The organism is Lewinella sp. W8 (assembly GCF_004375085.3).
Taxonomy (GTDB): domain Bacteria; phylum Bacteroidota; class Bacteroidia; order Chitinophagales; family Saprospiraceae; genus Neolewinella.
Map to the genome: position 1 here is coordinate 212,165 of NZ_SNAQ03000004.1, position 24,835 is coordinate 236,999.

Annotated in this window: 19 protein-coding genes and 3 tRNA genes; 14 read left to right on the top strand and 8 right to left on the bottom strand. The window is 57.9% G+C overall.

Translation table 11 applies throughout. The annotated features are described in order from the left end of the window. Positions 1-334: 334 nt before the first annotated feature. Positions 335-1,612 (bottom strand): hypothetical protein, encoded by a 1,278-nt coding sequence (locus tag E1J53_RS06785; protein ID WP_154640151.1) that lies wholly within the window; start codon positions 1,610-1,612, stop codon positions 335-337. Between the two features lie 421 nt (positions 1,613-2,033). Between E1J53_RS06785 and proS the strand changes: the two genes are divergently transcribed. The 6 genes from proS (at position 2,034) to E1J53_RS06815 (ending at position 6,106) form a co-directional block, all read left to right on the top strand. Then, positions 2,034-3,503, top strand: a complete 1,470-nt coding sequence (gene proS / locus E1J53_RS06790) for a proline--tRNA ligase (RefSeq protein ID WP_134270976.1) — start codon at positions 2,034-2,036, stop codon at positions 3,501-3,503. A gap of 153 nt (positions 3,504-3,656) precedes the next feature. Continuing rightward, positions 3,657-4,178 carry a class IV adenylate cyclase gene (locus E1J53_RS06795; RefSeq protein WP_134270975.1) on the top strand — a complete coding sequence of 174 codons (522 nt, stop codon included), beginning with the start codon at positions 3,657-3,659 and terminating at the stop codon, positions 4,176-4,178. 515 nt (positions 4,179-4,693) lie between these two features. Beyond that, a tRNA-Pro gene (locus E1J53_RS06800) sits at positions 4,694-4,767 on the top strand. A 231-nt stretch (positions 4,768-4,998) separates the two neighbouring features. Next, a tRNA-Tyr gene (locus E1J53_RS06805) sits at positions 4,999-5,109 on the top strand. 28 nt (positions 5,110-5,137) lie between these two features. Then, positions 5,138-5,213, top strand: a tRNA-Trp gene (locus E1J53_RS06810). Positions 5,214-5,257: 44 nt separating this feature from the next. Continuing rightward, positions 5,258-6,106 (top strand): mevalonate kinase, encoded by an 849-nt coding sequence (locus E1J53_RS06815; protein WP_134270974.1) that lies wholly within the window; start codon positions 5,258-5,260, stop codon positions 6,104-6,106. Between the two features lie 422 nt (positions 6,107-6,528). Here the strand turns inward: E1J53_RS06815 and E1J53_RS06820 are convergent, their stop codons facing one another. Next, complete coding sequence (locus tag E1J53_RS06820; RefSeq protein WP_134270973.1) at positions 6,529-8,190, bottom strand: serine hydrolase; 1,662 nt, start codon at positions 8,188-8,190, stop codon at positions 6,529-6,531. 85 nt (positions 8,191-8,275) lie between these two features. After that, positions 8,276-9,469 (bottom strand): AraC family transcriptional regulator, encoded by a 1,194-nt coding sequence (locus E1J53_RS06825; protein ID WP_134270972.1) that lies wholly within the window; start codon positions 9,467-9,469, stop codon positions 8,276-8,278. Positions 9,470-9,738: 269 nt separating this feature from the next. On the opposite strand from E1J53_RS06825, the gene E1J53_RS06830 reads away from it, so the two are divergent. The 7 genes from E1J53_RS06830 (at position 9,739) to E1J53_RS06860 (ending at position 17,452) form a co-directional block, all read left to right on the top strand. After that, positions 9,739-10,716: a hypothetical protein gene (locus E1J53_RS06830; RefSeq protein ID WP_134270971.1), complete on the top strand. Its 978-nt coding sequence runs from the start codon at positions 9,739-9,741 to the stop codon at positions 10,714-10,716. Continuing rightward, a complete protein-coding gene (locus E1J53_RS06835) occupies positions 10,713-11,720 on the top strand; it encodes a VWA domain-containing protein (protein WP_134270970.1) in 1,008 nt (335 codons plus the stop codon). The genes E1J53_RS06830 and E1J53_RS06835 overlap by 4 nt, the downstream gene beginning before the upstream one ends. Before the next feature lie 32 nt (positions 11,721-11,752). After that, positions 11,753-12,304 carry a hypothetical protein gene (locus tag E1J53_RS06840; protein ID WP_134270969.1) on the top strand — a complete coding sequence of 184 codons (552 nt, stop codon included), beginning with the start codon at positions 11,753-11,755 and terminating at the stop codon, positions 12,302-12,304. A gap of 45 nt (positions 12,305-12,349) precedes the next feature. After that, entirely contained in the window at positions 12,350-13,375 is a 1,026-nt protein-coding gene (locus E1J53_RS06845) for a VWA domain-containing protein (protein ID WP_134270968.1), read from the top strand. After that, positions 13,372-14,181: a tetratricopeptide repeat protein gene (locus E1J53_RS06850; RefSeq protein WP_134270967.1), complete on the top strand. Its 810-nt coding sequence runs from the start codon at positions 13,372-13,374 to the stop codon at positions 14,179-14,181. The genes E1J53_RS06845 and E1J53_RS06850 overlap by 4 nt, the downstream gene beginning before the upstream one ends. 46 nt (positions 14,182-14,227) lie before the next feature. Next, a complete protein-coding gene (locus tag E1J53_RS06855) occupies positions 14,228-15,976 on the top strand; it encodes a BatD family protein (protein WP_134270966.1) in 1,749 nt (582 codons plus the stop codon). A 489-nt stretch (positions 15,977-16,465) separates the two neighbouring features. Further along, complete coding sequence (locus tag E1J53_RS06860) at positions 16,466-17,452, top strand: hypothetical protein (RefSeq protein ID WP_134270965.1); 987 nt, start codon at positions 16,466-16,468, stop codon at positions 17,450-17,452. Positions 17,453-17,986: 534 nt separating this feature from the next. On the opposite strand, the gene E1J53_RS06865 is transcribed toward E1J53_RS06860, so the two are convergent. The 5 genes from E1J53_RS06865 to E1J53_RS06885 form a co-directional block, all read right to left on the bottom strand. Beyond that, positions 17,987-19,027 (bottom strand): CaiB/BaiF CoA-transferase family protein, encoded by a 1,041-nt coding sequence (locus E1J53_RS06865; protein WP_134270964.1) that lies wholly within the window; start codon positions 19,025-19,027, stop codon positions 17,987-17,989. A 615-nt stretch (positions 19,028-19,642) separates the two neighbouring features. Then, complete coding sequence (locus E1J53_RS06870) at positions 19,643-19,837, bottom strand: hypothetical protein (RefSeq protein WP_134270963.1); 195 nt, start codon at positions 19,835-19,837, stop codon at positions 19,643-19,645. Continuing rightward, a complete protein-coding gene (locus E1J53_RS06875) occupies positions 19,834-21,228 on the bottom strand; it encodes a radical SAM protein (protein ID WP_134270962.1) in 1,395 nt (464 codons plus the stop codon). The genes E1J53_RS06870 and E1J53_RS06875 overlap by 4 nt, the downstream gene beginning before the upstream one ends. A gap of 678 nt (positions 21,229-21,906) precedes the next feature. Next, positions 21,907-22,644: a prolipoprotein diacylglyceryl transferase gene (locus tag E1J53_RS06880; protein ID WP_154640152.1), complete on the bottom strand. Its 738-nt coding sequence runs from the start codon at positions 22,642-22,644 to the stop codon at positions 21,907-21,909. A 701-nt stretch (positions 22,645-23,345) separates the two neighbouring features. Next, entirely contained in the window at positions 23,346-23,768 is a 423-nt protein-coding gene (locus E1J53_RS06885; protein WP_134270961.1) for a hypothetical protein, read from the bottom strand. 140 nt (positions 23,769-23,908) lie between these two features. Between E1J53_RS06885 and E1J53_RS06890 the strand changes: the two genes are divergently transcribed. Further along, entirely contained in the window at positions 23,909-24,775 is an 867-nt protein-coding gene (locus E1J53_RS06890; RefSeq protein WP_134270960.1) for a DUF5655 domain-containing protein, read from the top strand. The last annotated feature ends 60 nt before the right edge of the window (positions 24,776-24,835 follow it).

Here is a 24,835-nt window from a genome sequence, read left to right on the forward strand (position 1 = left end):
AAAAATCCGGCAACGGAGTTCAGCGGGGAGGGGAACGGTAACGTTTTGGTAGGAAAATTCTGCCCCTAATGTCCCCGGGTAGGGTGTTGACGTTTGCCCCAGGGGTGACCGCTCCGTAACACGGAACGCTTCCGGCAGGCCCGACCGCACGATCATGCTCGCCATCATGAGCGGCGAAGAATTGGAAAATAGGTAACGTCAGGTTAGGCCCCGGCAGCGCAAGAGGATTCCCCTTCGCTGCCTACCGGACATAAGAAAAGGGGAAGTGCCGTGGCACTTCCCCTTCAAGGTATCAGCTTACCGACCGCTGCCCGCGATCGGTGGCGTGTTCGGTTTATTCACCTCCGCGGCCGCTACGGCTGCTGGAAGAGCGGGTAGCGCTGCTGCGGGTGCTGCTCCGGCTGGGGCTAACACTACGGCTGCCACTGGAGCGGCTGGGGCTTACGCTACGGCTACGGCTGCTGGAGCGGCTCGGCGTGTAGCTACGGGTGCTGCTCCGGCTGGGAGCTACACTACGGCTACGACTACTGGAGCGGCTCGGCGTGTAGCTGCGGCTGGAACGGCTCGGAGCTACGGCACGGCTGCTGGAGCGGCTCGGCGTGTAGCTGCGGGTGCTGCTCCGGCTGGGGCTAACACTGCGGCTGGTTCCGGTGCGGCTCGGGGCTACGGCGCGGCTGCGGCTTCCCGTGGCGGGACGTACCGTAGTGCGGCTGCGGTCGATCCGGCTTCCGGCGGAAGAACGGGTCGTGCGACCGGTCGTAGCGGTGCGCGTGGCCGTGGGACGGTTGCTGCGCGTGGCCGTGCTGCGGGTAGCGGAGCGTGATGCGGACTTCGAGGGCGTGCCGGCCGTCTGCTGCTGACGAGCACTCGTGCGGCTGATGCGATCGGCAATCGACGTCGTGGCACCACGGGGACGCGTGGAGGTATTGCGATTGTTGACGACAACGTTGTTTACGTTGTTGACGGTATTGAACTGGAAGTTGCTGCCTACACCACCGAAGGGAGGAGGACAGGCGTAACCACCGGCGAAACCGGCACCGGCAAAGCCGCCGCCAAAGCCACCGAAGCGGTTGAATCCGTTACCCCAACCGGCGTTCCAGGAGTTGAAGCCGCGGTTCCAGCTGGGTCCCCAGGCATTCCAGGAGTTCCAGCCGAAGTTGTTGAAGCCACGGTTCCAGCGGTTCCAACGGTTGAAGCGATTCCAACGGTTCCAGGAGTTGAAGCCAACTCCCAGTCGGGGGCCGAAACCAAATCCACTGTCGTAAATCAGCACGGTGGTGCCGAAGGGACGGAAGAAAGGATCGTAGTACGCTACGTCGACGTAGAAGGGGTCGTAGTAGTTAAAGCCGGACAGGGGGCGGCGGAAACGGCGGATGCGACTGGTATACTCGTAATCGTAGTAGTCATCATCGTAATCGTAACCGGCCTGATCTTCGTAGTAGTCATCATCGTAGTATCCATCATCTGAGGAATAGTACGTGCTGGAATACTCATCGTTTTGGTAATCAGACGGGTCATAATACACGTCGTCATACTGTGCCATTACCGGCACGGCGAAGAAGAGTAGGGCCAGAAGACCAAAGACCGCCGAGTAAAGCTTTTGATTGGGCATGATGTATAAGTTTGATGTAATCCGTGAGTCTGCCACTTATTACAAGGTCGAAAGTAGTATTTTTGTGCCTTCCATTTGGTTAAGGTGGCCTTAAAGCCGTTAAAAAGCGCGTTAAATCGCGGCTTGCGGACGGTTTTTGGGGCTTTCCTGATCCCAGGATGACAATTAAAACTCGTTTCTCCGGGTTCGTGAACCCGGATTTGGCAAGTTTTGGCACGGGAGCTTTCCCACCGTTGTGGGCTTGCTCTGATATTGCGACGAAGCGCAGGTGCATTATTATGACGAAAAGCAAGGTGAAAAGGTAACTTTTTTGCTCCTTTCCGGCGTTCTTTGCACCCGCGCTGCGGCGCCCAAGGTCAACTACTGCTGGTAGTTCACCTTATCTACTATTTAAAACGTTGAACCTCAACCGATAGTTTATATGGCCAGCGCCGTAACCCCGAGAACAGAAGATTACAGCCAGTGGTACCTGGACATCGTTAAAAACGCCAACCTGGCGGCCAACAGCGCCGTGCGTGGCTGCATGGTCATCAAGCCCTATGGTTTTGGCATCTGGGAGCGGATGCAGCGCCAGCTCGACGACATGTTTAAGGAAACGGGCCACGTCAACGCCTACTTCCCGCTCTTTATCCCCAAGTCTTTCCTGAGCAAAGAAGCCGATCACGTCGAGGGATTCGCCAAGGAATGTGCCGTCGTCACCCACTACCGCCTGAAGAATGCCGATGACGGCAGCGGCGTGGTGGTGGACCCCGAAGCCAAACTGGAAGAGGAGCTCATCGTACGTCCCACTTCGGAGACCATCATCTGGAACACTTACCGCGACTGGATCACCAGCTACCGCGACCTGCCCCTGCTGGTCAACCAGTGGGCCAACGTCGTGCGCTGGGAGATGCGTACCCGCCTTTTCCTCCGCACCGCCGAATTCCTCTGGCAGGAGGGGCACACCGCCCACGCCACGGCCGAGGAAGCGCAGGAAGAAACCCTGCGGATGCAGGAGGTCTACGCCACCTTCGCCGAAGAATACATGGCCATGCCCGTCATCCGTGGCTACAAAACGGAATACGAACGCTTCGCCGGTGCCGACAACACCTACACCATCGAGGCCCTGATGCAGGACGGCAAGGCCCTGCAGGCCGGCACCAGCCACAACCTGGGCCAGAATTTCGCCAGGGCTTTCGACGTGAAGTTCGCCAACAAGGAAAACAAGGAAGAATACGTCTGGGCCACCAGCTGGGGTGTTTCCACCCGCCTGATCGGCGGGCTCATCATGACCCACTCCGACGACGAAGGCCTCGTACTGCCCCCCAAGCTGGCCCCGATTCAGGTGATCATCGTACCCATCCCCAAGCCCAACGAAGCGCTGGACGCCAAGGCCCAGGAGCTGATGGCCGAGCTGAAGGCCCGCGGCGTGCGGGTGAGCTACGACGATGACGACAAGAAGCGCACCGGCTTCAAGTTCGCCGAAAGCGAACTCAAGGGTATTCCCGTTCGCCTCGGACTCGGCAAGCGCGACCTGGAGAACGGCACCATCGAGGTGGCCCGTCGGGACACCAAGACCAAGGAAAGTCAGCCGCTGGAAGGCATCGTTGACCACGTCGTCAACCTCCTCGACGAGATTCAGCAGAACCTCTTCGACACGGCCGTGAAGTTCCGCGAGGATCACACTACCCACGTGGACACCTTCGAGGAGTTCCAGGAAGTCCTCAACCGCGACATCCCGGGCTTCATCTACGCCCACTGGGACGGTACCACCGAGACCGAACTCAAGATCAAGGAACTGACCAAGGCGACCATCCGCTGCATCCCCAACGACGCGCCGGAAGAAGACGGCAAGTGCATCCTGACGGGTAAGCCGAGCAAGCGCCGGGTGGTGTTTGCGAAGGCGTACTAGTTGGCTGGTTGCTGGTTGCTGGTTGCTGGTTGCTGGAAGATGCCAGGTCGTCCGCCGAAACGCGAGGCATGAGCTGGTTCGTCTGCCGACCGGATATTGGAGAAGTTGCTGGTGGCGCCGTGGCGCCATTGCTGGTCATAAAAATGGTGGAGCATGCAGAAGCATCTGGTTGAGATAAAGGCACGTACCCGTCGGGCGGACGCCCAGCGGGAAATCCTGCTGGCGCAGGGTGCCGACTTTCGGGGTACGGACCACCAGGTTGACCACTACTTCCGGGTGCCGGAGGGGCGACTGAAGCTCCGCAGCGGCAACATCGAGCAAAGCCTGATCTTTTACCGCCGTCACAACCAGGCGGGTCCCAAGAACAGCGAGGTTACCCTTACCCGCCTGGACGGGCAGGCGGTGGCCGACAGCCTCGCCAGTACCCTGGGCCGCGCCCTCGGCACCTGGGTGACCGTGGACAAGCACCGCGAGATCTACTTCATCGGCAACGTCAAGTTTCACCTCGATCGGGTGGAAGGCCTCGGGGAATTCATCGAAATCGAAGCCATCGGCGATTCGGCGGCAGAACAGGACGCCCTGCGGACGCAGTGTGATCACTACATCGCCCTGCTCGGGGTGGAGGCGGAGGATTTGATTGACCGCAGTTATAGTGATTTACTGGGGGAGGGGTAGTTTTTTGAGGGAGCAATCAGGGGGTTAGCGGTGATGGCTAGTCGCCGAAAGTTGATCCTGCTGCGGGGAAGGGGGGTAGTACGGTAGCGGGTAGTAGGGTAGAATGGTAGCAAGTAGTGGGTAGTGGGTAGTGAGCCTCTTGAGGTGAAGGGATTAGAGCCGCAGACGCCGGAGGAAAGGCAAAAAACAACGGCAGCGAGGAGGATCTCGAAGCGTCCGCAAGGCGGTCCTTCGAGCGTCCGGTCGGGGCAGGAAGTAATCCTCGGCGGATTCCGTTGCCGGATGAATTTAGCGCAATGGCAGGCAAGAATTTTCCGGCTAGCCTCATCCTTTGGGAACTTTTCCTGCACGTCGGCGCATTCTCTTCTCGACAAAAAAATGTAACGCCATGTCCGCCATCGTCTGGACTCCCAACTACCCCATTTATCCTCCGCCGACCCGACGGTAACGAATCTTGCGTGCTCAGCTGTGCGTAAGCGAAGGCCCGTCGGAGATGTTCCGGAGGGCCTTTTTCTATGGGTGTAGCTTAACTGGCCAGAGCGCTGCGCTTGGACCGCAGGAGGTGTTCGTTCGAATCGGACTACCCATACAAATTTTGAGGAGGAGTGAATAGGGGTGGTATTGATGATTATTGGTGTTATGAGGTACAGGCCGCTTCGGTTGAGCGGGTAGTAGGATAGGTTGCTTTTAAGGTTGGGGTGCTGACGCAAGAGAAGGGCAAAAAATAACGGTAGTGGGAAGGATCTCGAAGCGTCCGCGAAGCGGTCCTTCGAGCGTCCGGTCTGTTTAAGGATAGCGTTGATAGATACTTTATTGTAATTGATCGGTAGACCGTAACGGGTAGCGGGCCTGACTGTAGATCAGGTGCTTCGGCCTTGGGCCCGCCAGGCCTGACAACCGTCGGACAGGGGTTCGAGTCCCTCCCGATCAACACCGGTAGCGTTTTTGCGCTACCCCTCACCTCCCCAGCAAGTGGGGTTGCCGACGGATTCCAAACCCGTTGCGTTGTGGGTTCGATTCCTACGGGAGGTGCCAGATAAAAAAGGGAACTTTACGGTTGATTTCACAGTTTACCCACCATGAGCCGTACCTACCCCGCCAAAGTCCTCTTGTTCGGAGAGCACACCGTCTTGCGGGGTGGTCGGGGGCTCGCGGTCCCCTATCCGGAGTTCAGCCTCCGCTGGCAGCAGCAGCGGCCCGACGAGCGGCTGCTGAAGTTCAGTGACTTCTTGCGGGTCATGATCCCTCCGGAATTGCTGGACGTCGAAGGGCTGGCCGACGCGCTGCTCAACGACTGGCGGCTGGTGGGCGACATCCCCACCGGCTACGGCCTGGGCAGCAGCGGCGCGGTATGCGCCGCCATCTGGGACGTCTACGCCACCGAGACGGGCAAAGCCCTTTCCGGGGATGCGCTGCGCCACCAACTGGCCAAGATGGAGAAGTATTTCCACGGCACGAGCTCCGGCACCGACCCGCTGATCAGTTACCTCAACTTGCCCGTTTTGCTCGGGGGAGGCAGCGCACCGGAACCCGTAAAGCTTCCCAACCATTGGGCCTCCGGCTTCTTTCTCCTTGATACCGGCAAGGAGCGCAAGGCCTCCACCTTCATCGATCACTTCACCCACCGCTACGACCACGAAGCGGCCTTCCGCACGGCCACGGACGCGGAATGGCGCGGCGCGGCCGACGCCGCCATCGAGGCCATCCTGTCTTCCGATCGCCCGGCGCTGGAGCGGCAGATCCGCCGCATGAGCGCCTTTCAGTTGCGGGAGTTGCCGTCCTTCATCCCGCCGGATTTACGTGCCCACTGGCTTCACGACGACTACGTGCTCAAAATCTGTGGCGCGGGGGGCGGCGGGATGATGCTGGGCTACACCACCGACCGCCATGCAGTACGGCAGCTCCCCGGCCAGATCCGCTGGATGTAGCGCAATCGGCTTCGTCCGCCGGATGAAAACCTCCGGGTCACGCACGCCGCTCCGGGAAAGTCTGAGCTGATTACCCCTGAAATATGCGCCATCCCGAAGTTTGAGCCCACAACAATGTGAGGCTAAATGATGGCCCCGCTACATCCGTAAAGCGGTACCGAGTTGCCTCGGTACCGCTCTGGTTATTTCCCGCTTGCGCCGTGGAGGATGATCAGCGATTCCGGGGGAATCGCGCGGGCATCTTAGGGGCTTCAGTAGGCGGCAAGGCATGCCTTGCCGCTACTTTTTTGCCCTATAATCAGTCCTCCTATTCCCCTACACCTCCATTACTTGCAGAGGCATTATTTCCGGGCAACTGGGCCATCACGGAAATTCTTGACGACTTATGTTTCACGCATTACCTAGCCTATTTCCTGGTCCGACTATTTAGTCACCCGCACGCAGCGGAGGTTCATGATCCGGTTGCCGTCGCCAAGGCGCAGTTCGGTAATGCTGCCGTCTGCGGCCCGCACGGCCCGCAGCTTGTAGTTTTGCACGAGTAACTCATCCGGGCCCAGCAATCGCCCCTTTAGTTTCTCGCCACCCAGGTGAATCTGGTATTTGCCCTCCGCCTGATGTTGGACGGAGAAGGCCAGTCCGGTTTCCTCGTTCTGGAAGCTTCCGTTCATGGCCCGGAAGTCGTAGTCCGTAAGGTCAATCTCGGACCTGGTGAGGGTGTAGGGGGCGTGGGACCAGTAGTAGGCCGTAACCTGGAGTTCCCCCCGCTCGTTGCGGGTAAATTCCTGCTTGAAGGCCGGATCGGCAATTTCGTGGTAGACGTTACCGCGTTCCAGTTCAATTTCCACCGGATTACGCTCGTGGCGCTCCAGGAAAACCTTAGCGTCACGGCTCGCGAAGCGGAAGTAAAAGCCGCTGGGGAGGCGATAGGTGCCCAGCAGGTCGTCGACCGGAATTTCCTCCGCGACGCTGGCGGGTTCCTGCAGGAAGCGGGGAGCCGTGAACGCCTCTTCCAGCAGCATATCCGCTGCGTCGTACACCAGGCGCTGGGTACCAAACTTACCGCTGTTGTTCATGGCCACGATGGTGAGGTCGTGGTCGACGAACCGGATGAAGGACGCCTTCCAGGCACCAGTGCTCCCCTCGTGGTAGGTGATTGGCAGGCCCCGGTACTTTCCGCGTTCCAGGCCGTAGCCGTATCCCGTTACTTCCGGGAAGATGGCCGCTTGGCTGGTCGCCAGTAATTCTTTCGCCACGCCCTCGCTTTGGCCCCGCATGAGGGTGGCTTCCCAGCGCAACTGGTCCGGCAGGGTGGAGAACAGGGCGCCGTCGCCGACCATGTCGGAGAGCCATTCGTAGGTCGTCCAGGTATCGAAGCTGAAGTAGGGGCGGGCCAGGTTGGGCAGCTTCATGGTGTGGTCGTCCATGAAGACCGTGTTGGTCATGCCCAGGTCGGTGAACAGTTCGGTGGTGTATTCCCGGAAGCTTTGGCCGGACACCCGGGCCACCAGCTCGGCGAGCAGGACGTAGTTGGAGTTGCTGTAGTTGTGCTGACTGCCGGGCGGGAAGTTCAACTCCTGCTGGCTCCGCAACAGCTTGAGGACGTCCTGATTGTTCAGGGTTTGCTGCCACCAGGTGACGCCCTGAAGGCTCCAGAGGCTGTTCATGTCGCGGATGCCGCTGGTGTGGGTCAGCAGGTGATTGACCGTAATGGGTTCCCGGACCTCGGGGTACAGTTCGGGGAAGTACTGGCGGATGTCGTCCGTCAGCTTCAGCTTACCCTCCCGGGCGAGCCGCAAGACACTGAGGGCCGTAAACTGCTTGGCGCAGGAAGCGATGTTGAAGTGGGTTTCGGGACCGATGGGCGTCTCGGTATCCAGATCGGCCAGTCCGCCGTAGCCGGCGTAGACCACCTCACCGCCCATGACCACGCCCAGGGCCCCGCCGGGGCCGCCTTCGGGGATGTACTTCATGAGCCGCTCCGTGAGGGCGGCCCGCTGGTCGTCACTCAGGGTCTGGCCGGAGACCAGTAGGGAAATCAGGAGGATGGGAAAAAGAAAGAGAAAGCGGAGCATGTCGTGCGTCATTTCATTTGGTTTGACCCAAAAGTGGGGTCCCCGACGGGCTTCCGTCGGGCCAAATCACGATCTGGCACGCAGTTTTGGGTCTGGATTACCGCTTGGGGTCGGTTCCGGCTTCGCGCTGCTCCTTTTCGGACAAATATTGCACCGGCGTCCGCGCCATCTGCCTTTTAAAGGCCCGGTTGAAGGTGGTCTTGGAATTGAACCCACAGGACAATGCGATGCTGAGAATGGTAAATTTCTTGTGCTCCCCGCGATCGAATTTCTCCAGTACCGCGGTCACCCGGTGGTGATTGACAAAGTCGTTAAAATTCATCCCGAAGCCCTGGTTGATGATGCCCGACACCTGCTTGGTGGTGACGCCCAGCCGCTCGGCCAGGTCCTGCAACGTCAGCGTCGGATTCTCGTACATCTTTTCTTCCCGGATGAGGGCCTCCACGCGGGGTTTCCAGTTGTCCAGATCCAGTTCCGATCCGGAAGCAGCGGCCGGTGGCTCCGGAGTTACGGCCTCCACGGCGGGTACTTTCTCGCGCAGCCAGCGCAGGGGGGCCATGGTCTTGACGACGTTGGTGTAGCCCGCCACGCCGATGAAGGTGAACAGCATGGAGAACACGATGTAGTACCAAAACCAGGCCCCAAAACTGCCGAAGTTGGGCAGGAGGATCATGAAGGTGATCCGCAAGAGGAGGATGGCCAGGAGAACGACCAAAAATTGCCTCACCCAGGCGTAGACCACCGTATCCGCGTAACTGAGTTCTTCGAAAATTTTCTTCCGGTACTCATTGTACCGCCGCAGGCTGAAGTAGGAGTAAACGGCCACCGAAATCAGCCCCGAATACTGGTACCAGTCGGCCAGGTCCTTATCCCGTCCGTCGGCGTAGAAATAGTACTCCTCCAGCACCCAGTAATCGACTACGAAAATCACGATGGTGTACAGCAGGTACAGCCCTCCGGGCAGAAAATGCCACCATTCCTTCCCGCGAATGCGGACGTCGTCGCCGAGCAGGGATCGCGTGTAGCCGTAAATCACCGGCCCCAGGAAGAAGAGTTGCTGAAAGGGTACGAAGAAGAGGAAGTCCGCGTAGCCCTCCCGGCCGTACCATCCGCTATAGCCCAGCATGAAGGGAGTGATGTAGCCGCAGCACAGCAGCAGAAACGTACTGAGCCAGTAGCTGGGGCGGTGCTGGTAAGACAATCCCTTGGCCAGCAACAGGCCGGCGAAGAGGAGACCCTGGATAAAAAATAGGGACAATAGGGCGGTCTTGGAACCTAGGGTGAAGTCCATGGGATAAAGGTAAATGGCGTAGGTAAAGACGGTCAAATTTTTATTTGGCGGCGGGGCGCGGGTGCAGTGAAACGGAACCCTCGTGCTCAGCCGGGGTGCCGTGTTTTTTGGGGAGGGCCCCGGAGGGGTCTTCCTACTGGAGCGGGGTCTGCAGCCGATGCGCAGCAGCGGCCAGGGCCTCCGCGGTCATTGATCATCGGGGAGATTTCGGCAATTTGCCGTGGCCACCTACCTTTGTACACTCCCCCCAAAATTCCGACCTTAGCCCCATGCCCCGAATCCTTTTGATGCTTTGCTTCTGCCTGGGAGGTGTACTGCTGGCGCAGCAGTCCACCAACGAGCAAGTGCTGGTCCGCGCTGAACTGGCCCGCAAGGAAATCACCATTGGCGACCAGTTGTACCTGGAGGTCAACGTTTCGGCGCCGCCGGCCACCGAGGTCGTCGGCCTCGATCCCGAGGCCATCAACGGCCTGCCCGGCATTGAGGTCGTCACCCCCGGCGACCTGAACACCGTAGCCGAAACGCCGGAACTCCTGCTGCAGCAGCGCTTTCTGGTGACCAGCTTCGACACCGGCTACATTGCCATCCCGCCCCTGGCCTACTCCTTCCGGGCGGCCGATGGCCGCCGCGACACGGCCTACACCAACGACCTGCTCCTGCACGTCCGGGCCCTTCCCGTTACGGAAGACGACGAGCTAAGGCCGATCAAGCCCATCATCGAGGAGCCCCTGAACGTCTGGGATTTCTGGCCCCTCTACCTGGCCGTTCTCCTGGGCAGCATCGGCTACGCCCTCTGGCTGAACCACAAACGAAAAACCCGGATCGCGCCGCCCCCACCACCGCCGCCACCGGCCCACGTGCTGGCCCTGCGGGAACTGGACGCCCTGGACGCCAAAAACCTCTGGCAACAGGGGGACGTCAAGCATTACTACAGCGAACTCACCCGCATTCTCCGCGAGTACCTGGAGGGCCGCTTCAGCCTGGCGGCCATGGAGATGACCACCCGGCAGATCACCGACAAGCTGCGGGAGCGTGCCGAGCTGCGGGAAGACCAGCGGGCGGAACTCAGTCAGTTGCTCCAGCTGTCGGATCTGGTAAAATTTGCCAAAGCCGAGCCCGCGGAGAATCTCCACGCGGCGGGCATGACCCGCGTGCGGGAATTCGTTAAAACCACCGGTGAACTTCCCTCCGTCCTCGCTGCGCAGCAGGCCCCCACGGCTGCGGAAGTGCAAAACGAAGAAGAATGATCAGTTGGTGGAATCAGTTTGAATTCGTCTATCCCTGGCTGCTCCCCCTCCTGGTCGTGCCGCCCCTCCTCTGGCTGTGGCAATGGCGGCGGGAGCGCGACCGGCAGGTCAGTCTCCGCCTGCCGAGTACCCAGTCGGTTCGCGGACTGGAGAGCTGGCGCAGCCGAATCCGCCCCTTCCTCCCGCTCTTGCGGGTGGCCGCCCTGTGCCTCTTCGTCCTTGCCCTGGCCCGCCCCCGGCTGGACCTCAGTGAGGAATCCGTGACCGCCGAGGGCATCGACATCGTGCTGACCATGGACCTCTCCACCAGTATGGGCGCCACCGACTTCCAGCCGAACCGGCTGGAGGTAGCCAAACAGGTGGCGCGGGACTTCGTCTCCCGCCGAGAATTTGACCGGATCGGTCTGGTCGTCTACGCCGGAGAGGCCTACACCAAGTCTCCCCTGACCGTCGACCACGACATCATCGACCGCTTCATCGCCGAGCTGGAGATGGGCGAGATTACCGACGGGACGGCCATCGGGACGGGACTGGCCACGGCCGTCAACCGCCTCAAGGACAGCGAAACGGCCAGTAAGATCATCATCCTGCTCACCGACGGGGAGAACAACGCCGGGTATCACAGTCCGGAATTGGCCGCTGAACTGGCCAAGGAATTTGACATCCGGGTGTACACCATCGGCGTGGGCAGCGGCCGGGAAACCCTGATGCCCAGTGCTCCGCTGGGTGGTGGGCGCTACCGCTTCAAACCCACCCGCGGAACGGTGGACGACGAGCTGCTCGGCTACATCGCCGAGACCACCAACGGCCGTTACTTCCGGGCCCGCGACACGGAGGAGCTGGCCAGCATCTACGACTACATCGACGAGCTGGAAAAAACCGAGATCGAGACGACGGTCTTCAAGCGCTACGAGGAACAGTTTGCGCGCTTCCTGCTGATCGGCTTCCTGGTCTTGCTGCTCGAAACCACCCTGCGGTATACGGTGTTGAAAACGGTGCCCTAGGTTAGTTAATCACCTGGGTAAAAAGCTACGCAATGTCCTTTACCCCCCAAGAAGCCCGCGCACAACTCCGGCTGGTCTACGAGCAGATGATCGTGGAGGGGCGCCCCGGCTACGAGAAAGTGGCCTTCGGGGAAAATACCTTCAACGACCTGCTGACCTTCCTGGCCATGACGCCGGATGGTGACCGCACCGAGCTGATTTACCGCCTGTCGGAGGGCGTAGACACCGTCAGGGTGGCCGCCCTGTACAACGTGCTAATGTGGTCGGCGGAGAACAATGCCGGGGTGGACCCGGAGGTGCTGCAGGAGTGGTTCTACCGCCGGGAGCGCCGGCGGGTGGAGATCGCGCTGCAGGCGGACATCTATCCCAGCAACAGCATGGAGGAAAGTCAGCGAATTCTCGACGAGATCAAAAAACGCTTCCCGCCGCTGCGCGGCTACGTGCGGCGGTTACGGCAGGAGGTCGACCACCGCTTGGCCGAGGAGGAAGCCTGGTCGCAGTACCGCCGGGAGACCTTCGAGATGCCCAAGGAAATGACGCCGTCGATCATGGGCATCATCGAGAACATCAAGCGAAGACAATAAGCTTGACCGATCACGCCTTATTTTAGCGCACAGATATTGCTTGCTATGTTTCGATTCCAAAGCCCCGAATACCTCTGGTTACTCCTTGCCGTCCCGCTGATCACGGGGGTATTCCTCTGGTACTGGAACCGCCGGCGGCGGGCTCTGGACCGGTTCAGCGACCGGGAGCTCATTGATCACCTCGCTCCGGGCATCAACCGGCGGCTGCCGTGGACAAAATTTTTCCTGCTGCTGGCCAGCTTCCCGCTCCTGGCGGTGGCCCTGGCCAACCCGCAGTGGGCGGCCGAACGGCAGGAGATCAAACGGCGGGGTATTGACGTCATCATCGGGCTGGACATTTCCAATTCCATGCTCGCCGAAGACGTGCAGCCAAGTCGGATGGAACGTGCCCGCTACTTCGCCACCGCCCTGGTGGACGAGCTGGTGGGCAACAACATCGGCGTGGAGCTTTTCACCTGCACCTCCCTGATGCAGGCGCCCCTGACGACGGATTACGCCTTCGTCAAGTCCGTCATCAGCGCGGCGGGGCCCTACCAGATCAGCGCCCAGGGCACCAACCTCGGGGAGGCCATTGACCGGGCCGAGCAGGCCTTCGAAGAAGAAAGCGCCAACCACCGGGCCCTGATCCTGATCTCCGACGGAGAGGACCACGACGGCTCGGCGGCCGCGGCGGCCGCGGCCGCCCACGGTGACGGCCTGCTGATCTACACCGTGGGGGTGGGCAAGCAGGAAGGGAGTTTCATGCCCGTGACGCTGAACAACGGGCGCAAGGATTACGTGAGAACGCCCGGTGGTGGCCCCGCCACCACCAACGCTGACCCGGCCACCCTGGAGCGCGTAGCGGCCAGTGGCGGTGGGACCTACTTCCCCCTCAGCGGCGACAGCCAGGCCCTGGCCGAGGCGATCCGCAAGCGGGTGGACCTGATCGAAAAACAAGAATTTGAAAGCCAGGCTTTCTCTACCTACGATAGTTTTTTCTACTACTTCCTGGCCCCGGCCTTTCTGTTGTTGTTGCTGGATTTCGGGCTGGGACGCAAAGACCGACGGAAAGCCAAAAACTTTGAGTTATGATGCAGGGTAAACTTTTTGGGCACCGCCTCGCGGTGCGGCTCGGACTGCTGGCCGTGCTGGTGGTCGTGGCCGTGAGCCTGGACGCCCAGACGAGCCACCGCGCCCTGCGGCGCGGCAACAAGGCCTACAAAGACAAGAACTATTCCGCCGCCGAGCAGGAATACAACCGGGCGCTGGAGAACGACAATACGGCCAAGGGCAACTACAACCTGGGCAACGCCCTCTACGAGCGCGGCGACTTTGAGGAGGCCGCCAAGCGCTACGAGGAGGCCGCCGGCCTGAGCGATGACCCCACCATCACCTCGCGGGCCTACCGGAACCTGGGCGACGCCAAGTACCGGCAAGAGAAGTACGACGAGAGCATTGAGGCTTACAAGGAAAGTCTCCGTATCAACCCCGACGATACCGAAACCAAGTATAACCTGAGCAAGGCCATCCGGCGCCTGCAACAACAGCAGCAGCAACAGCAACAAAATCAGCAGCAGCAGGACGAGCAGGACCAGCAAAATCAGGACCAGCAGGACCAACAGAATCAGCAGCAGGGCCAGAGTCAGAACCAGGACCAACAGCAGCAGCAAAACCAGCAGCAGCAGCAACAGAACGGTCAGCCCTCCGACGAAGAGCAGCAGCAGGCCGGGGAGCCCCAGGAAAGCGAGGGGCAGCCGAAGGCCAACCCCAACCAGCCCAAGATGAGCCGGGAGGAGGCCGAGCGGCAGCTCGGCATTGCCGCCGAAGCGGAAAAGGAAACCATGCGCAAGCTGCAAAAAGGAGAACGCTCGGGTTGCACGGGCGACAAAGACTGGTAGGCGGAGGACCTGGAGACGCTTATCTTCGCCCCTAACCCAAGGATTGATGACACGAACGATCTGGACCAAGCTGGCTTTTCTGGTACTACTCTGCACCTGCGGTGACGCCCTGCTGAACGCCCAACATCAGGACATCAGCTTCGTCGCGAAAGTGGATAAGTCCCGGACCCTGGAAAACAGTACCGTAGAATTCAGTCTGACCCTCAACAACGCCCAGGGTGCGGACCTGAAGGCCCCGGCCTTCAACGACTTCATCGTCCTCAGCGGTCCGAACCGCCTGATGGGCACCTCGATCGTGAACGGCGTGGGGTCCAGCTACCTGACCTTCAACTGGCTGCTGCAGCCGAAGCGGACGGGAGAGCTCACCATCGAATCGGCCAGCATCCGGGCCTCGGGACGCACCTACCGGACAAATTCCAAGAAGGTCACGGTGCTGCCCGCCGACTCCGAGGCGGGCGCCCTCGCCCCCGAAAATTTCCTGCGCGCGGAGCTTTCCACCACCACGGCCTTCGTGGGGCAGCAAGTCATTCTGGACCTCAACCTCTACTCCAGCACCAACGTCATTTCGCGCAACCTGATGAAGGAGCCGGACTTCTCCGGATTCTACGCCCGCCCCCGCCGGCAGTACGACGGACGGCCGCGCCCCGTCATTGAAAACGGGCGCGAATACCAGAAGCGGACGCTGGGCAGCCTGGCCCTCTTCCCCACCAAGAGCGGACGGATCATGATCGAGCCCTACCGCATGGTGCTGGGGACGGTGCGCTACCGCAGTAACAGCAGCTTCAGTCGGCGCTTCACGGAGCAGGTGCCGCTGAACACCGACACGCTCTACATCGACGTAAGTGAGCTCCCCTCCCCCCGGCCCGATGACTTCAGCGGCGGCGTGGGCAGCTACAAATTGCAGGTACAGGCCGACCGGGATCAGATGACCACCGATGACGCCCTGACGCTGCGCATGGCCATCACCGGGGAGGGCGACATTGAGCGGATCGAGTCCTTTCCGCCCGTCAGTGAGGACGACTGGGACATCTACGATCCGGTGATCCTGCAGGAAGAATTTCTCGACAGTCCGACGGGAATGCTGGGCAGAAAGATATTTGAGTATAAGGTCGTCCCGAAGCGCGGGGGCACCTTCACCATCAAGCCCGGCCTGAGCTACTTCAACGTCGACAGTGCCGCCTACGTGCTGGAAGCACCTACGGAGTTTACCGTCGCCGTGACCGGCGGTACGGGAACCCCCACCTACGACATCGACACCTCCGCCGTAGAGGTGCCGGCCATTACCCTGTTGTCCGTTACGGAGCTACCTCGCGGCCGCCGCTACGGCAGCGACCTGACGGGTAAGTCCTGGTTCTGGTTACTGCTGCTGCTGCCGGTTGTCCTCAGTGGCGGGGCCATTGGCTGGGACCGTTACCGGCAGTTGCAGGAGAACCGCGATCCCGTGGAAGTTGCCCGGGAACGGGCCGCCGCCATGGCGCGGCAGCACCTCAAGGAGGCAAAGAAATATCAGGAGCAGGTGGCCGCCCGGTCCTTCTATGACGCCATCGAAAATGCGCTCCAGGGGTATCTGCGGGACAAGCTCAACCTGCCCGCCTCCGACCTGAGTCGGCGCGTCATTGGCGAGAAATTACGGGAGGCCGGCGCGGAGAGTGGGCTGATCGAACGCTACAACCAGCTGCTTCAGCGCTGTGAGATGGCCCTCTACGCCGGGCAGGACAAGGCCGACGACCTGGCCGAGACCTATCAGATGGCCCGCTCCGTGATCACGGATACCGAAAAAGAGTTGCGGGGCTAGTGATCCGGCGGATTGGACCCAGTGGGCACAAAAAAAGCCCGCGGTTCATGGGAAGGGCCGCGGGCGTAGATGGCAATAGGGTTTAGTTGGGTGTTCACTTTGAGGGATGAGGGAATATCCAGGGATGTTTCTAGGGTAAGTTTAATGGGTGATACAAATTCAACAACTAGAATACTATTGGTTCTTGATTCGAGACATTCAATTGATGCAAATAGACCTCTGTAAGGTGGGGGCAAAAAATTAACGGCAATTTCACCGGCGTGAGGACCGTTACCCGCCTTCAGAGGAAGAAGCGCAAGACAAATCGTTAATAAGGTGCGCTTATTCCCAGGACCGGTTTTCACCCCTAAGACGGGCGGATTATCGGATTAGGACATCCGGCGAAAAAAAATCTTCTTTTTCGGGCAAAATCCTTCCCCTACCTTTACTCCACTGGCTATTATCCTTCGCAACCGGCCGTTACCACCCGTATTTACGCTCCCCGTATCCGTGCTATCACTCTTCCGTACCAATCAGATTTATTCCAGTCCGCTGCTTTTTTTGTACGCACTGGCCTTCCAGCTTCCCCTTTTCCTGCTGCCGGCGGCCCCGCCGCCCGTGGCGGCGGATGCGGGCGTCCTCGGGGAATTGCTGCTCTATTTTTTCCACGCCCCCAAATGGTTGAACCTCTCGGTGGCGGCGCTGCTGGTCGGCCTTCAGGCGCTGCTGGCCAACGTCATTGCGGATCGTTACCGCCTGTCGCGTACCCCCTCGCAGTTCCCCGGCTTCTTTCTGGTTACCTGCTGGGCGATGGTGCCCGCCTTTCACTGGCTTTCGCCCCTGCAGCTGGGCAACATCTTTCTGCTGTTCGCGCTGATGTCCATCGGTCGCATTTACAAACGCAACGAGCCCGCCGTGGCCCTCTTCAACGCCGGTGCCTGGCTGGCGCTGGCCGCACTGGCCGTACCCAGTTACGTGGTCATGATCGTCGCCGTGGTGGCCGGGGTCGGCATCCTGAGTACGCCCTCCCCCACCAATCTGATGCGGGTGATCGTGGGTACCGTCATCATCTTTTTTCTCGTCGGGTCCTACGCTTACTTCCGGGGGTGGTTCCCGGAGTTGATCGACGCCCAGCTGGGGGAACTGGGCCTCCTAACCATAAGCCCCACCCTCCCGGCCGAGCTCTTTGGATTGGGCGTCCTGGGGCTGCTGGTGGTCGTCAGTCTGCTCAGTTACGGAGCGTCCACCCAGTTGCTCAACATCGAGGGCAAGAAAAACGTGAACATTCTGTTCTGGGTGCTGCTGGTTTCCTCCCTCGTCGTGGTGATCGGTGGTCCCGTAGTGGCGGCCGACGCGCAGGCGGCCGTACTCCCACTCGGCATGTTGGTAGGCCTGGTGATGATCCGGCAGAGTACCCGCCGCTCGGAATTCTATCACTTCCTCTTGATGGTGGCCGCGGTATTGCTGATGGTGTACCGGTGGTGGTCGGTGGTGTAGGGGGGAGAAAGAAGAAGGAAGAAGGAAGAAGGAAGGGAGAAGACGGAAGCGGAGAGGACGAGAACGACCGGCTTGGCGGCTATTTTGGGCGATCACCGCAGGTGCAGTGAAACGGAATCCTCGCGCTCTGCCGGGATGCAATGTAGAGGAGTGAATGAGTGCTCATCGGATCCGTCGAGCGCTTGTGCGACTAGCCGAAGGCGACGGCGTGCAGCGAGCTGATCCGATGTGTTGCGGATTCTTTCCGAGCGCTCATCGCCATTCCCACTTCCTTCTTCATTCTTCTCCCTTAACCTCTTGGCCTCCCGACGGCACACTCAAAGGAACCGTTCGCCTGCGGCAGACCGGCACACTTCGAGGAGCTGCTGTTTTTCTTTCCCGGACGCAGGTAGGCGTCGCTACACTGCCAGCGGTCGCCTAGTTTTACTTCGCCTCGGCTTCAGTCTTCTTCTCCTTCCGGACGACCGGCTTGCGGAGCAAGCCTTTTCCGGTGGGTGCAGGTAAAACGGAGGGCTGTACTGGAGTAACTTATCGTTAAATAAGCGCCGTTCTCACCCTCACCGTATCCATCCCCGCAACGCGTTCCCGGAGCAGCATCTTCTCCGCCCGGGCGTCCGCAAAAACCTCCTGCATATTCTTGACCACGCCGTAAGGGATATTGCGGCGGTCAAATTCCGCCGCCCAGTAAGCGGACGTTTTTTGCGCGATCCGCTCACCGATTTGGCGGTTCAGGGCGGCTCTGTTGGCTAGTCGCCGCGCGTTCGTCCGAAACGCGTCAATGTCCAGGTCTATCGTCGAGCACAGATGCTCGAATTGCCTGTCGGAGCCAACCGCCAGGACCAGTAGTTTACCGTCTGCGGTTTGGTACATGTCTCCGTAGGGGGCGATGTTAGGGTGCTGGGTACCCATGGGTTGTGGGATGTGCCCCTCCATTAACCAGTTCGTCGCCTGGTTGGCCAGGGAGGCCAGGGCACTTTCGTAGAGCGAGATCTGGATATGTTTCCCTTCGCCGGTCCGTAGTTTATGGATCAGGGCACAGAGAATCGCTTCCTTGAGGTGATGGGCGGCCAGAACATCAATGAGGGCCACGGGCATTTTCACGGGCGGCCTTCCCGGTTCACCGTTCATGTACATGAACCCGGTTTCCGCCTGGAGGACCACATCAAAGGCCGGTCGCGCGTCATCCTCGCCGAAGCCCGTGAGTTCGGCGTAGATGAGCGAGGGGTAGTGCGGGGCCAAATCCTCGTAACTCAAGCGCAGTTTCTGCGCAGTACCGGGTTTGTAGTTGGCGATGACGACGTCGGCCCCCCGGATGTGCTCCAGGACCACCGCGTAATCCTTCGCGTCGGTAACGTCCAGCAGCAGGCTTTCCTTTCCATAATTTGCCGCACTGTAGTAGGCCGAAACCGGGGTCTCCTTGGATTCCTTCGGCAGCCGCCAGGTCCGCGTTACGTCTCCTACCGTCCGCTTGTTTTCTATTTTGGTTACGGTGGCTCCGAGCTCGGCGAAGAAGGTCCCGGTTAACGGGCCGGCGAGGACGCTGGCGAGCTCTACGACTTTTAGGTTTTGGAACATGGGTGGGGGTGGAGTTGGTGGTGCTTTGTGTAGGAGCAATGATCTCTAACGAAGGTAGCTAGTCCTGTCCAACCGCGATGCATCGGATGACCCGTCGTTACACTCCGGAGACATCCGATGAACGCTACATTTTTCGTTGCGCTCATCCGCTCCGTCGAGCGTAGCGAGCTGATCGGATGCGTCGCGGGCTCATTACATTCTTCCTTTTTCTTCCTTACCCTTTCGGCACCAAATCCGGACGCTCGGAGGACCGCTGCGCGGACGCTCCGAGATCCGGGGGGGGCTCATAAAGACAAAGCCATTCAGTGCTAGGGGTGCTTTTCGCCGAATAAATCCGGCGCTACGGTAAAGACTTTAATTTTTGGCAAGCACTTAACCTCGCGTCCTCAAAGCGTCCGCAGGACCTTTGAGCGTCGCTTCCGGAAATCTATATTCTTCCTTCTCCTTTCAACCTCCCGACGGCACCCTCAAAGGAACCGTTCGCCTGCGGCAGACCGGCACACTTCGAGGTGGCTGCTGTGTTTTCTCCTTGGACGTATGCATGCGTCGCTATACGACCCTTTAGATTCCTTCTCCTTCAAAAAGTCCTTCAGCCTAGATCCTTCATCCTTTTGCCTACACCAACGACCCACAAACTCCCGCCCCCACAATGAAGTAGGCGATGGCCACGTAAATGAGCGTCTTGCTCGTCTTCGGTTTTTTCTTGCGCCACGACAGTCCGAGGATCAGCATGATGATGGCCGGGAGGTGGAGGACCAGGTAGACCATGATGACGAAGCCCGCCAGGTTGAGGTTATCGAGGAAGATCATGGGTACACTTCTTTTAGTTCTTGGAGACGGACGGCCTTTTCGTCCCGGTACAGCAGGTTCATGGTTTCGAAGGGGATGATGCGGCAGTCTTTGTCCACGATGTGGACGCAGGATTTTTTGACGGCCCGCACGTCAAAGTTATGGGCGTCCATGAACTGCATGATGATGACGCGGAAGAGATTGCTGTAGGTCAGGTTGGGCGCTTCGATGTGGGGGAGGCAGCAGAGGATGGCGTGGAGATTTTCTTCGGAGCGCTCCACCGAATTACCGGTACTGAACAGCTCGATCATCTTGCCCTTCAGGACGTCGTCCTGCTCGTAAACGATGGTGTTCTTGCTGTTGTCGAGTAGGTCCTGCGGATTGACGTAGCGGGTGAGGGGGAAGTTGCCGCCGTCCAGCTTGAGGATGTAGGCCATGGCCAGGGAGTCGGGATTGCAGGGGACGGGTATGATGTCCTCGCCCTTGAGGATGGGCGTTTGCTCCAGGATTTTCCGCCGGACCTCGGTGAGCGTAATCCGATCGGTGGCGGGCCTGAAGTTATCGAGGCGGCCGGCGATCTGCGTGGGCTGGAAGGTGACGCCCCGCACGCACGGCTGTTGGAGGCCGTAGTCAATGATGGCGCCCATCTCATCGTCGTTCAGCCCCTTTTGCACCGTCACCACCAGGGTGGTGGAGAGGTTCAGCTTATTGAGGTGCTCGATGGCCTGATCGCGGATTCTCGTGAGGTCTGCCCCCCGCAGTTCCCGCAGGACGCCGTTGCGGAAGGAATCGAACTGCAGGTAGATTTCAAAGTCGGGCTGGTACTCCGCCAGCCGCCGGGCGAAGTCGAAATCCTGTGCGATGCGGATACCGTTGGTGTTGAGCATGAGGTGCTTGATCGGCAGGGTCTTGGCGTAGTCCAGGATGGCGAAGAAATCCGGGTGGATGGTGGGCTCCCCACCACTGAGCTGCACCACGTCCGGCTCGCCCTCGTTGAGCACCACGGCATCGAGCATCTTCTTTACTTCCTCCAGCGTTCGGTGCCGCCCGTAGGTCGGCGAAGAACAGGCGTAGCAGGTCGGACAAGTCAAATTGCACCGGTCGGTGATCTCCACCACCGTCAGACAGGAGTGCTGCTCGTGGTCCGTACACAATCCACAATCATAGGGGCACCCGTAGTGCGTCTTCGTGTTAAACCGTAGCGGCACCTCCGACGGCTTATTGTAATTCCGGATGCTCTTGTAATACTCCACGTCGTCCGCAATCAGCACGGTTGAGGCCCCGTGCTCCGGGCAGTGCTTCAGCATGTACACCTTCTCGTCCCGAAACACAATTTTCGCGTCCACTCGCTTCAGGCACTGCTCGCAGAGGCTCAGGGTGAAGTCGTAGTAGGTGTACTTTCTTACGGGCATGGAGGCGTGGTTTTGTGATGTTGAAGATAATGATTGGGGGCGTACGCTTTTTGTCTTTTCTTTTTTCCTATTGGCTTGCGCCGCGTTAAATTTTTATTGCTTGGACCAGAATCGGCCAAGATTTTCCTCAAGAGTGAGGTAGATTCTAACCCCCGATGTTTCCACCTTTTGTAGGCCAAAAGGTGGAGCCAAAAGCCTTCGGCTGCATCATCGGCTTAACGCGGATTAAGACCTTTGCTGACCTACGAAATTGAAACTCGCCACTCACTTAGTTTTCCAAGGGTCGCTTGTAGAGTAATCTCATTTTGTAGACAAAGGATAACTCGTTGTGTGCTCAGACAGCAATTCCGCTTAACGGTCGCAAAGGCCTTAATCCACTACCGATAACGAAGGCCGATAATTGGGGTTGCAGGGAACGCCTTGGTGTTATTGCAACGCCAAAGGTCCAAAAGTGCTGCGGACCCGTTAAGCCAGCGATTTAGACGGAAGGCTTTTGCGTCACTTTTGGCCTACAAAAGTGACAATCTTAGACAGCGAAAAAGGTGCTCAGCCTCGGTAGAAGCTTATGATAGAAGCAGTATTTCATTCCATTGACCACCGACAAAAGATGGAAACATCAATAGGTGGAACAAACTCCACTCCAGAAAAATCTTAAAAAAACTGTACGTACCACCGTCGCTATTTATCAATCAACATCACCTTCCCATAATACCCCAAACACACCAAACACAAATACTGAATACTACTCAACCCCAACACAAAAAACTCATTCGGCTTCAAAAACTCAATCCCGAACCGAAACCCGAAATACGCCACCATAAAGTATTGAAAGAGCGCACCACTGGGCAGGTCCGCCCGCCGCCGCTGCAACACCCGCAAAAACCAAAACAGCGCCACCAAAAACACGATTTCGTATAAAGCAATCGGATGCCGCAGCACCCCATCCCCCAGATCCATGCCGAAAAGGCTCGCCGTGGGCGAGCCATACGTAAACTCGTTGACGCCCGACAAAAAACACCCCACCCGACCAATAATCAACCCCAGAATAATCGGAAACGTAAACAAATCCCCCGACGATTCTTTTTCCCCGATGAGCTTCTTCGTCCACTCCACCCCCACCAGGCCACCAAACAAGCCCCCCATGATGGTCTTGGCGTTCATGATGGTCATAAAGTCCGCCCCCACCAAACCCGCCGGATGCTCCAACCACCCAAACACCCGCGAGCCAATCAGCGCCCCCAACGCCGCGCCAATGATGATCGTACTCCGGTTCCCACTACTAATCCGATCCGCCGACCGCTGCTTCAAATACACGTAGTACCGGTACCCCACGATGAAGGCCGCATACTCCAGCACGAGGTGGACGTTGATGGGGAAGCCCCAGAGGGTGGGGTCGTAGGGGATGGGGATGGGCAAGGGGGTGGAATTTATCGAACACCTAAGCTAGGTCTTTTCCAGTAGTCGCTAATTTCCCATGAGGTTCTCCTCGCCTAAGAAAGCAGCGCTCATCCGATCCGTCGAGCGTAAAGCGAGCTGATCCGATGCGTCGCGGTTCAAAATGTCTTCATCCTTAACTTCTTACTCTTAGAATTACCTGTGTGAGGTTTAGCACACCCCAACTATTCGGAATTTCCGAACAGTTCCTACCCACTACCGCCTACCCCCTGATTTTTCTCCCTTCGCCTCCTCCTCAGCCTCAGCCTTTCGGCCCCAAAACCGGACGCTCGGAGGACCGCTGCGCGGACGCTCCGAGATCCGGTGGGCATTCTCTTCCCTTGGTCCCCGAAAGGGTTTTAGGGGTACGTGCAAAATCTGCACCCACCACTTCAACTGGAAATTCCTGGCAAAAGGCTAACTTAGACTACCGTTAAACCATCGCATTTTTTGCGACAGTTACCCTGTTTTACAGGAATCTAGTGATGTACAATCTCTTATTGTTGAAAAGCACCTATTAGTGAGTAAAGGGACACTAGCTGGACCCAAATAACTCACCGCACCACATCTGTTCGGAATTTCCGAACAGTTCCTACCCCATGATTTTTCTCCCTTAGCCTCAGCCTTCCGGCACCAAAACCGGACGCTCCGAGATCCTACCGACCATCTCGTTAAAACACCCCCTACTTCTCCATGATTGACCTAGAACTGTACAGCTCCTTAATCAAAGAAGTAACGATATTCTTGATGCTCGAGTAATTCTCGTTTACCCATTCCAGGGCGCGTTCATCTTCCACCTCTAGCTCCATTTTTAGGGTAGGTTGACCAGGACTGGGCTCCTCCACTTTAGCCAGCTCGCCTAAGTCTTCCAGACTTGTGCCCGCAGGCAGTTGGGTCCATTCGTAATCGTCAAATTCCAGATCGTAGGCAACGTCCTCGTCACGGTAAAGGATGTTCTGTTCGGGGATGACGATGCCATGATCCGCCAGTAGCAGGGCATCTACCGCCTTCACCTGAGTTTCCGCCAAGTCTTTGATGGCCCAGCCCTCCAACGACTCGTCGGCTCTGGCCATTTCGATTGCCTTCTGGACATCAATTACCTTCATCGTCCTGGTCTTTTAGTTATTCCATTTTCAGGGAAGTTTACAGCTTGTTTTCACAATTTATTTTATACCTTTTTACCAGACAAAATTCAAACCCTTAGATTACGGACTATTTACTTTTGTCCAAAAAGTAGTATTTTAAAATGAAACGAATTCACCCTGAGCGTGTGACTCTTGCGAAACATCCAGAAGTCAAGGAAACTTGGCTACAAGATCAAATTGCAAATGATCCTGGCATTTTAGGTCTAGGAGACCTAATCTTGAAAGACAAAGAACGAATTCAGCCAAGAGCAGGAAGGCTTGACCTACTACTTCAAGATCCTGATAACAATCGCCGTTATGAAGTGGAAATTCAACTCGGAAAAACGGATGAAGCACATATTGTACGGACAATTGAATATTGGGACATTGAAAGAAAGCGATACCCACAGTATGATCATTGCGCTGTTATTGTTGCTGAAGACATAACTAGTCGTTTTCTAAACATAATTAGCCTTTTTAATGGTCACATTCCACTCATAGCAATACAATTAAATGCCTATAAAATTCCTGGGCAAGAAGGGCTAGCTTTAATATTTACTAAAATACTAGATGAATTGCCACTAGGACTTGTTGACGAAGACGAAGAACTTCAGGAAGTTACCGATAGAGAATATTGGCTGAATCGAGGCACAAAAGAAACTGTGAAAATGGCTGATCAAGTTCTAGATATAATCAAAGAGTTTGCTCCTGACATTGAGTTTAAATACAATAAATTCTATATAGGATTAGCCAAGAACGGGCAACCCAATAATTTCACAATATTCCGGCCTCGAAAAAAAGATCTTAATGTTGAAATTCGCTTACCTCAATCCGATGAAATACAGCAGAAAATCGACGAGTCAGGTATAGACGACATGGGATACTTAAAAAAGTGGGGGAAATATCGCTTTAGACTATCCAAAGCTGATATAGTAGACCATCATGAACTTTTGAAAGAGATCATGCAAATGGCTTATGATAACTCTTGAACTCAATCTATTTTCCCTACGACCGTTTAGGGAGCATTATTTGTAATAATCACTACCTGA

What these genes read in the sequence shown, in the direction of transcription:
- E1J53_RS06850 (WP_134270967.1), top strand. Translation starts at nt 13,372, where the DNA reads ATGATGCAGGGTAAACTTTTTGGGCACCGCCTCGCGGTGCGGCTCGGA.
- E1J53_RS06865 (WP_134270964.1), bottom strand. Translation starts at nt 19,027, where the DNA reads ATGTTCCAAAACCTAAAAGTCGTAGAGCTCGCCAGCGTCCTCGCCGGC.
- E1J53_RS06890 (WP_134270960.1), top strand. Translation starts at nt 23,909, where the DNA reads ATGAAACGAATTCACCCTGAGCGTGTGACTCTTGCGAAACATCCAGAA.
- E1J53_RS06845 (WP_134270968.1), top strand. Translation starts at nt 12,350, where the DNA reads ATGTTTCGATTCCAAAGCCCCGAATACCTCTGGTTACTCCTTGCCGTC.
- E1J53_RS06855 (WP_134270966.1), top strand. Translation starts at nt 14,228, where the DNA reads ATGACACGAACGATCTGGACCAAGCTGGCTTTTCTGGTACTACTCTGC.
- E1J53_RS06830 (WP_134270971.1), top strand. Translation starts at nt 9,739, where the DNA reads ATGCCCCGAATCCTTTTGATGCTTTGCTTCTGCCTGGGAGGTGTACTG.
- E1J53_RS06825 (WP_134270972.1), bottom strand. Translation starts at nt 9,469, where the DNA reads ATGGACTTCACCCTAGGTTCCAAGACCGCCCTATTGTCCCTATTTTTT.
- E1J53_RS06870 (WP_134270963.1), bottom strand. Translation starts at nt 19,837, where the DNA reads ATGATCTTCCTCGATAACCTCAACCTGGCGGGCTTCGTCATCATGGTC.
- proS (WP_134270976.1), top strand. Translation starts at nt 2,034, where the DNA reads ATGGCCAGCGCCGTAACCCCGAGAACAGAAGATTACAGCCAGTGGTAC.
- E1J53_RS06840 (WP_134270969.1), top strand. Translation starts at nt 11,753, where the DNA reads ATGTCCTTTACCCCCCAAGAAGCCCGCGCACAACTCCGGCTGGTCTAC.
- E1J53_RS06795 (WP_134270975.1), top strand. Translation starts at nt 3,657, where the DNA reads ATGCAGAAGCATCTGGTTGAGATAAAGGCACGTACCCGTCGGGCGGAC.
- E1J53_RS06835 (WP_134270970.1), top strand. Translation starts at nt 10,713, where the DNA reads ATGATCAGTTGGTGGAATCAGTTTGAATTCGTCTATCCCTGGCTGCTC.
- E1J53_RS06875 (WP_134270962.1), bottom strand. Translation starts at nt 21,228, where the DNA reads ATGCCCGTAAGAAAGTACACCTACTACGACTTCACCCTGAGCCTCTGC.
- E1J53_RS06815 (WP_134270974.1), top strand. Translation starts at nt 5,258, where the DNA reads ATGAGCCGTACCTACCCCGCCAAAGTCCTCTTGTTCGGAGAGCACACC.
- E1J53_RS06785 (WP_154640151.1), bottom strand. Translation starts at nt 1,612, where the DNA reads ATGCCCAATCAAAAGCTTTACTCGGCGGTCTTTGGTCTTCTGGCCCTA.
- E1J53_RS06820 (WP_134270973.1), bottom strand. Translation starts at nt 8,190, where the DNA reads ATGACGCACGACATGCTCCGCTTTCTCTTTCTTTTTCCCATCCTCCTG.
- E1J53_RS06885 (WP_134270961.1), bottom strand. Translation starts at nt 23,768, where the DNA reads ATGAAGGTAATTGATGTCCAGAAGGCAATCGAAATGGCCAGAGCCGAC.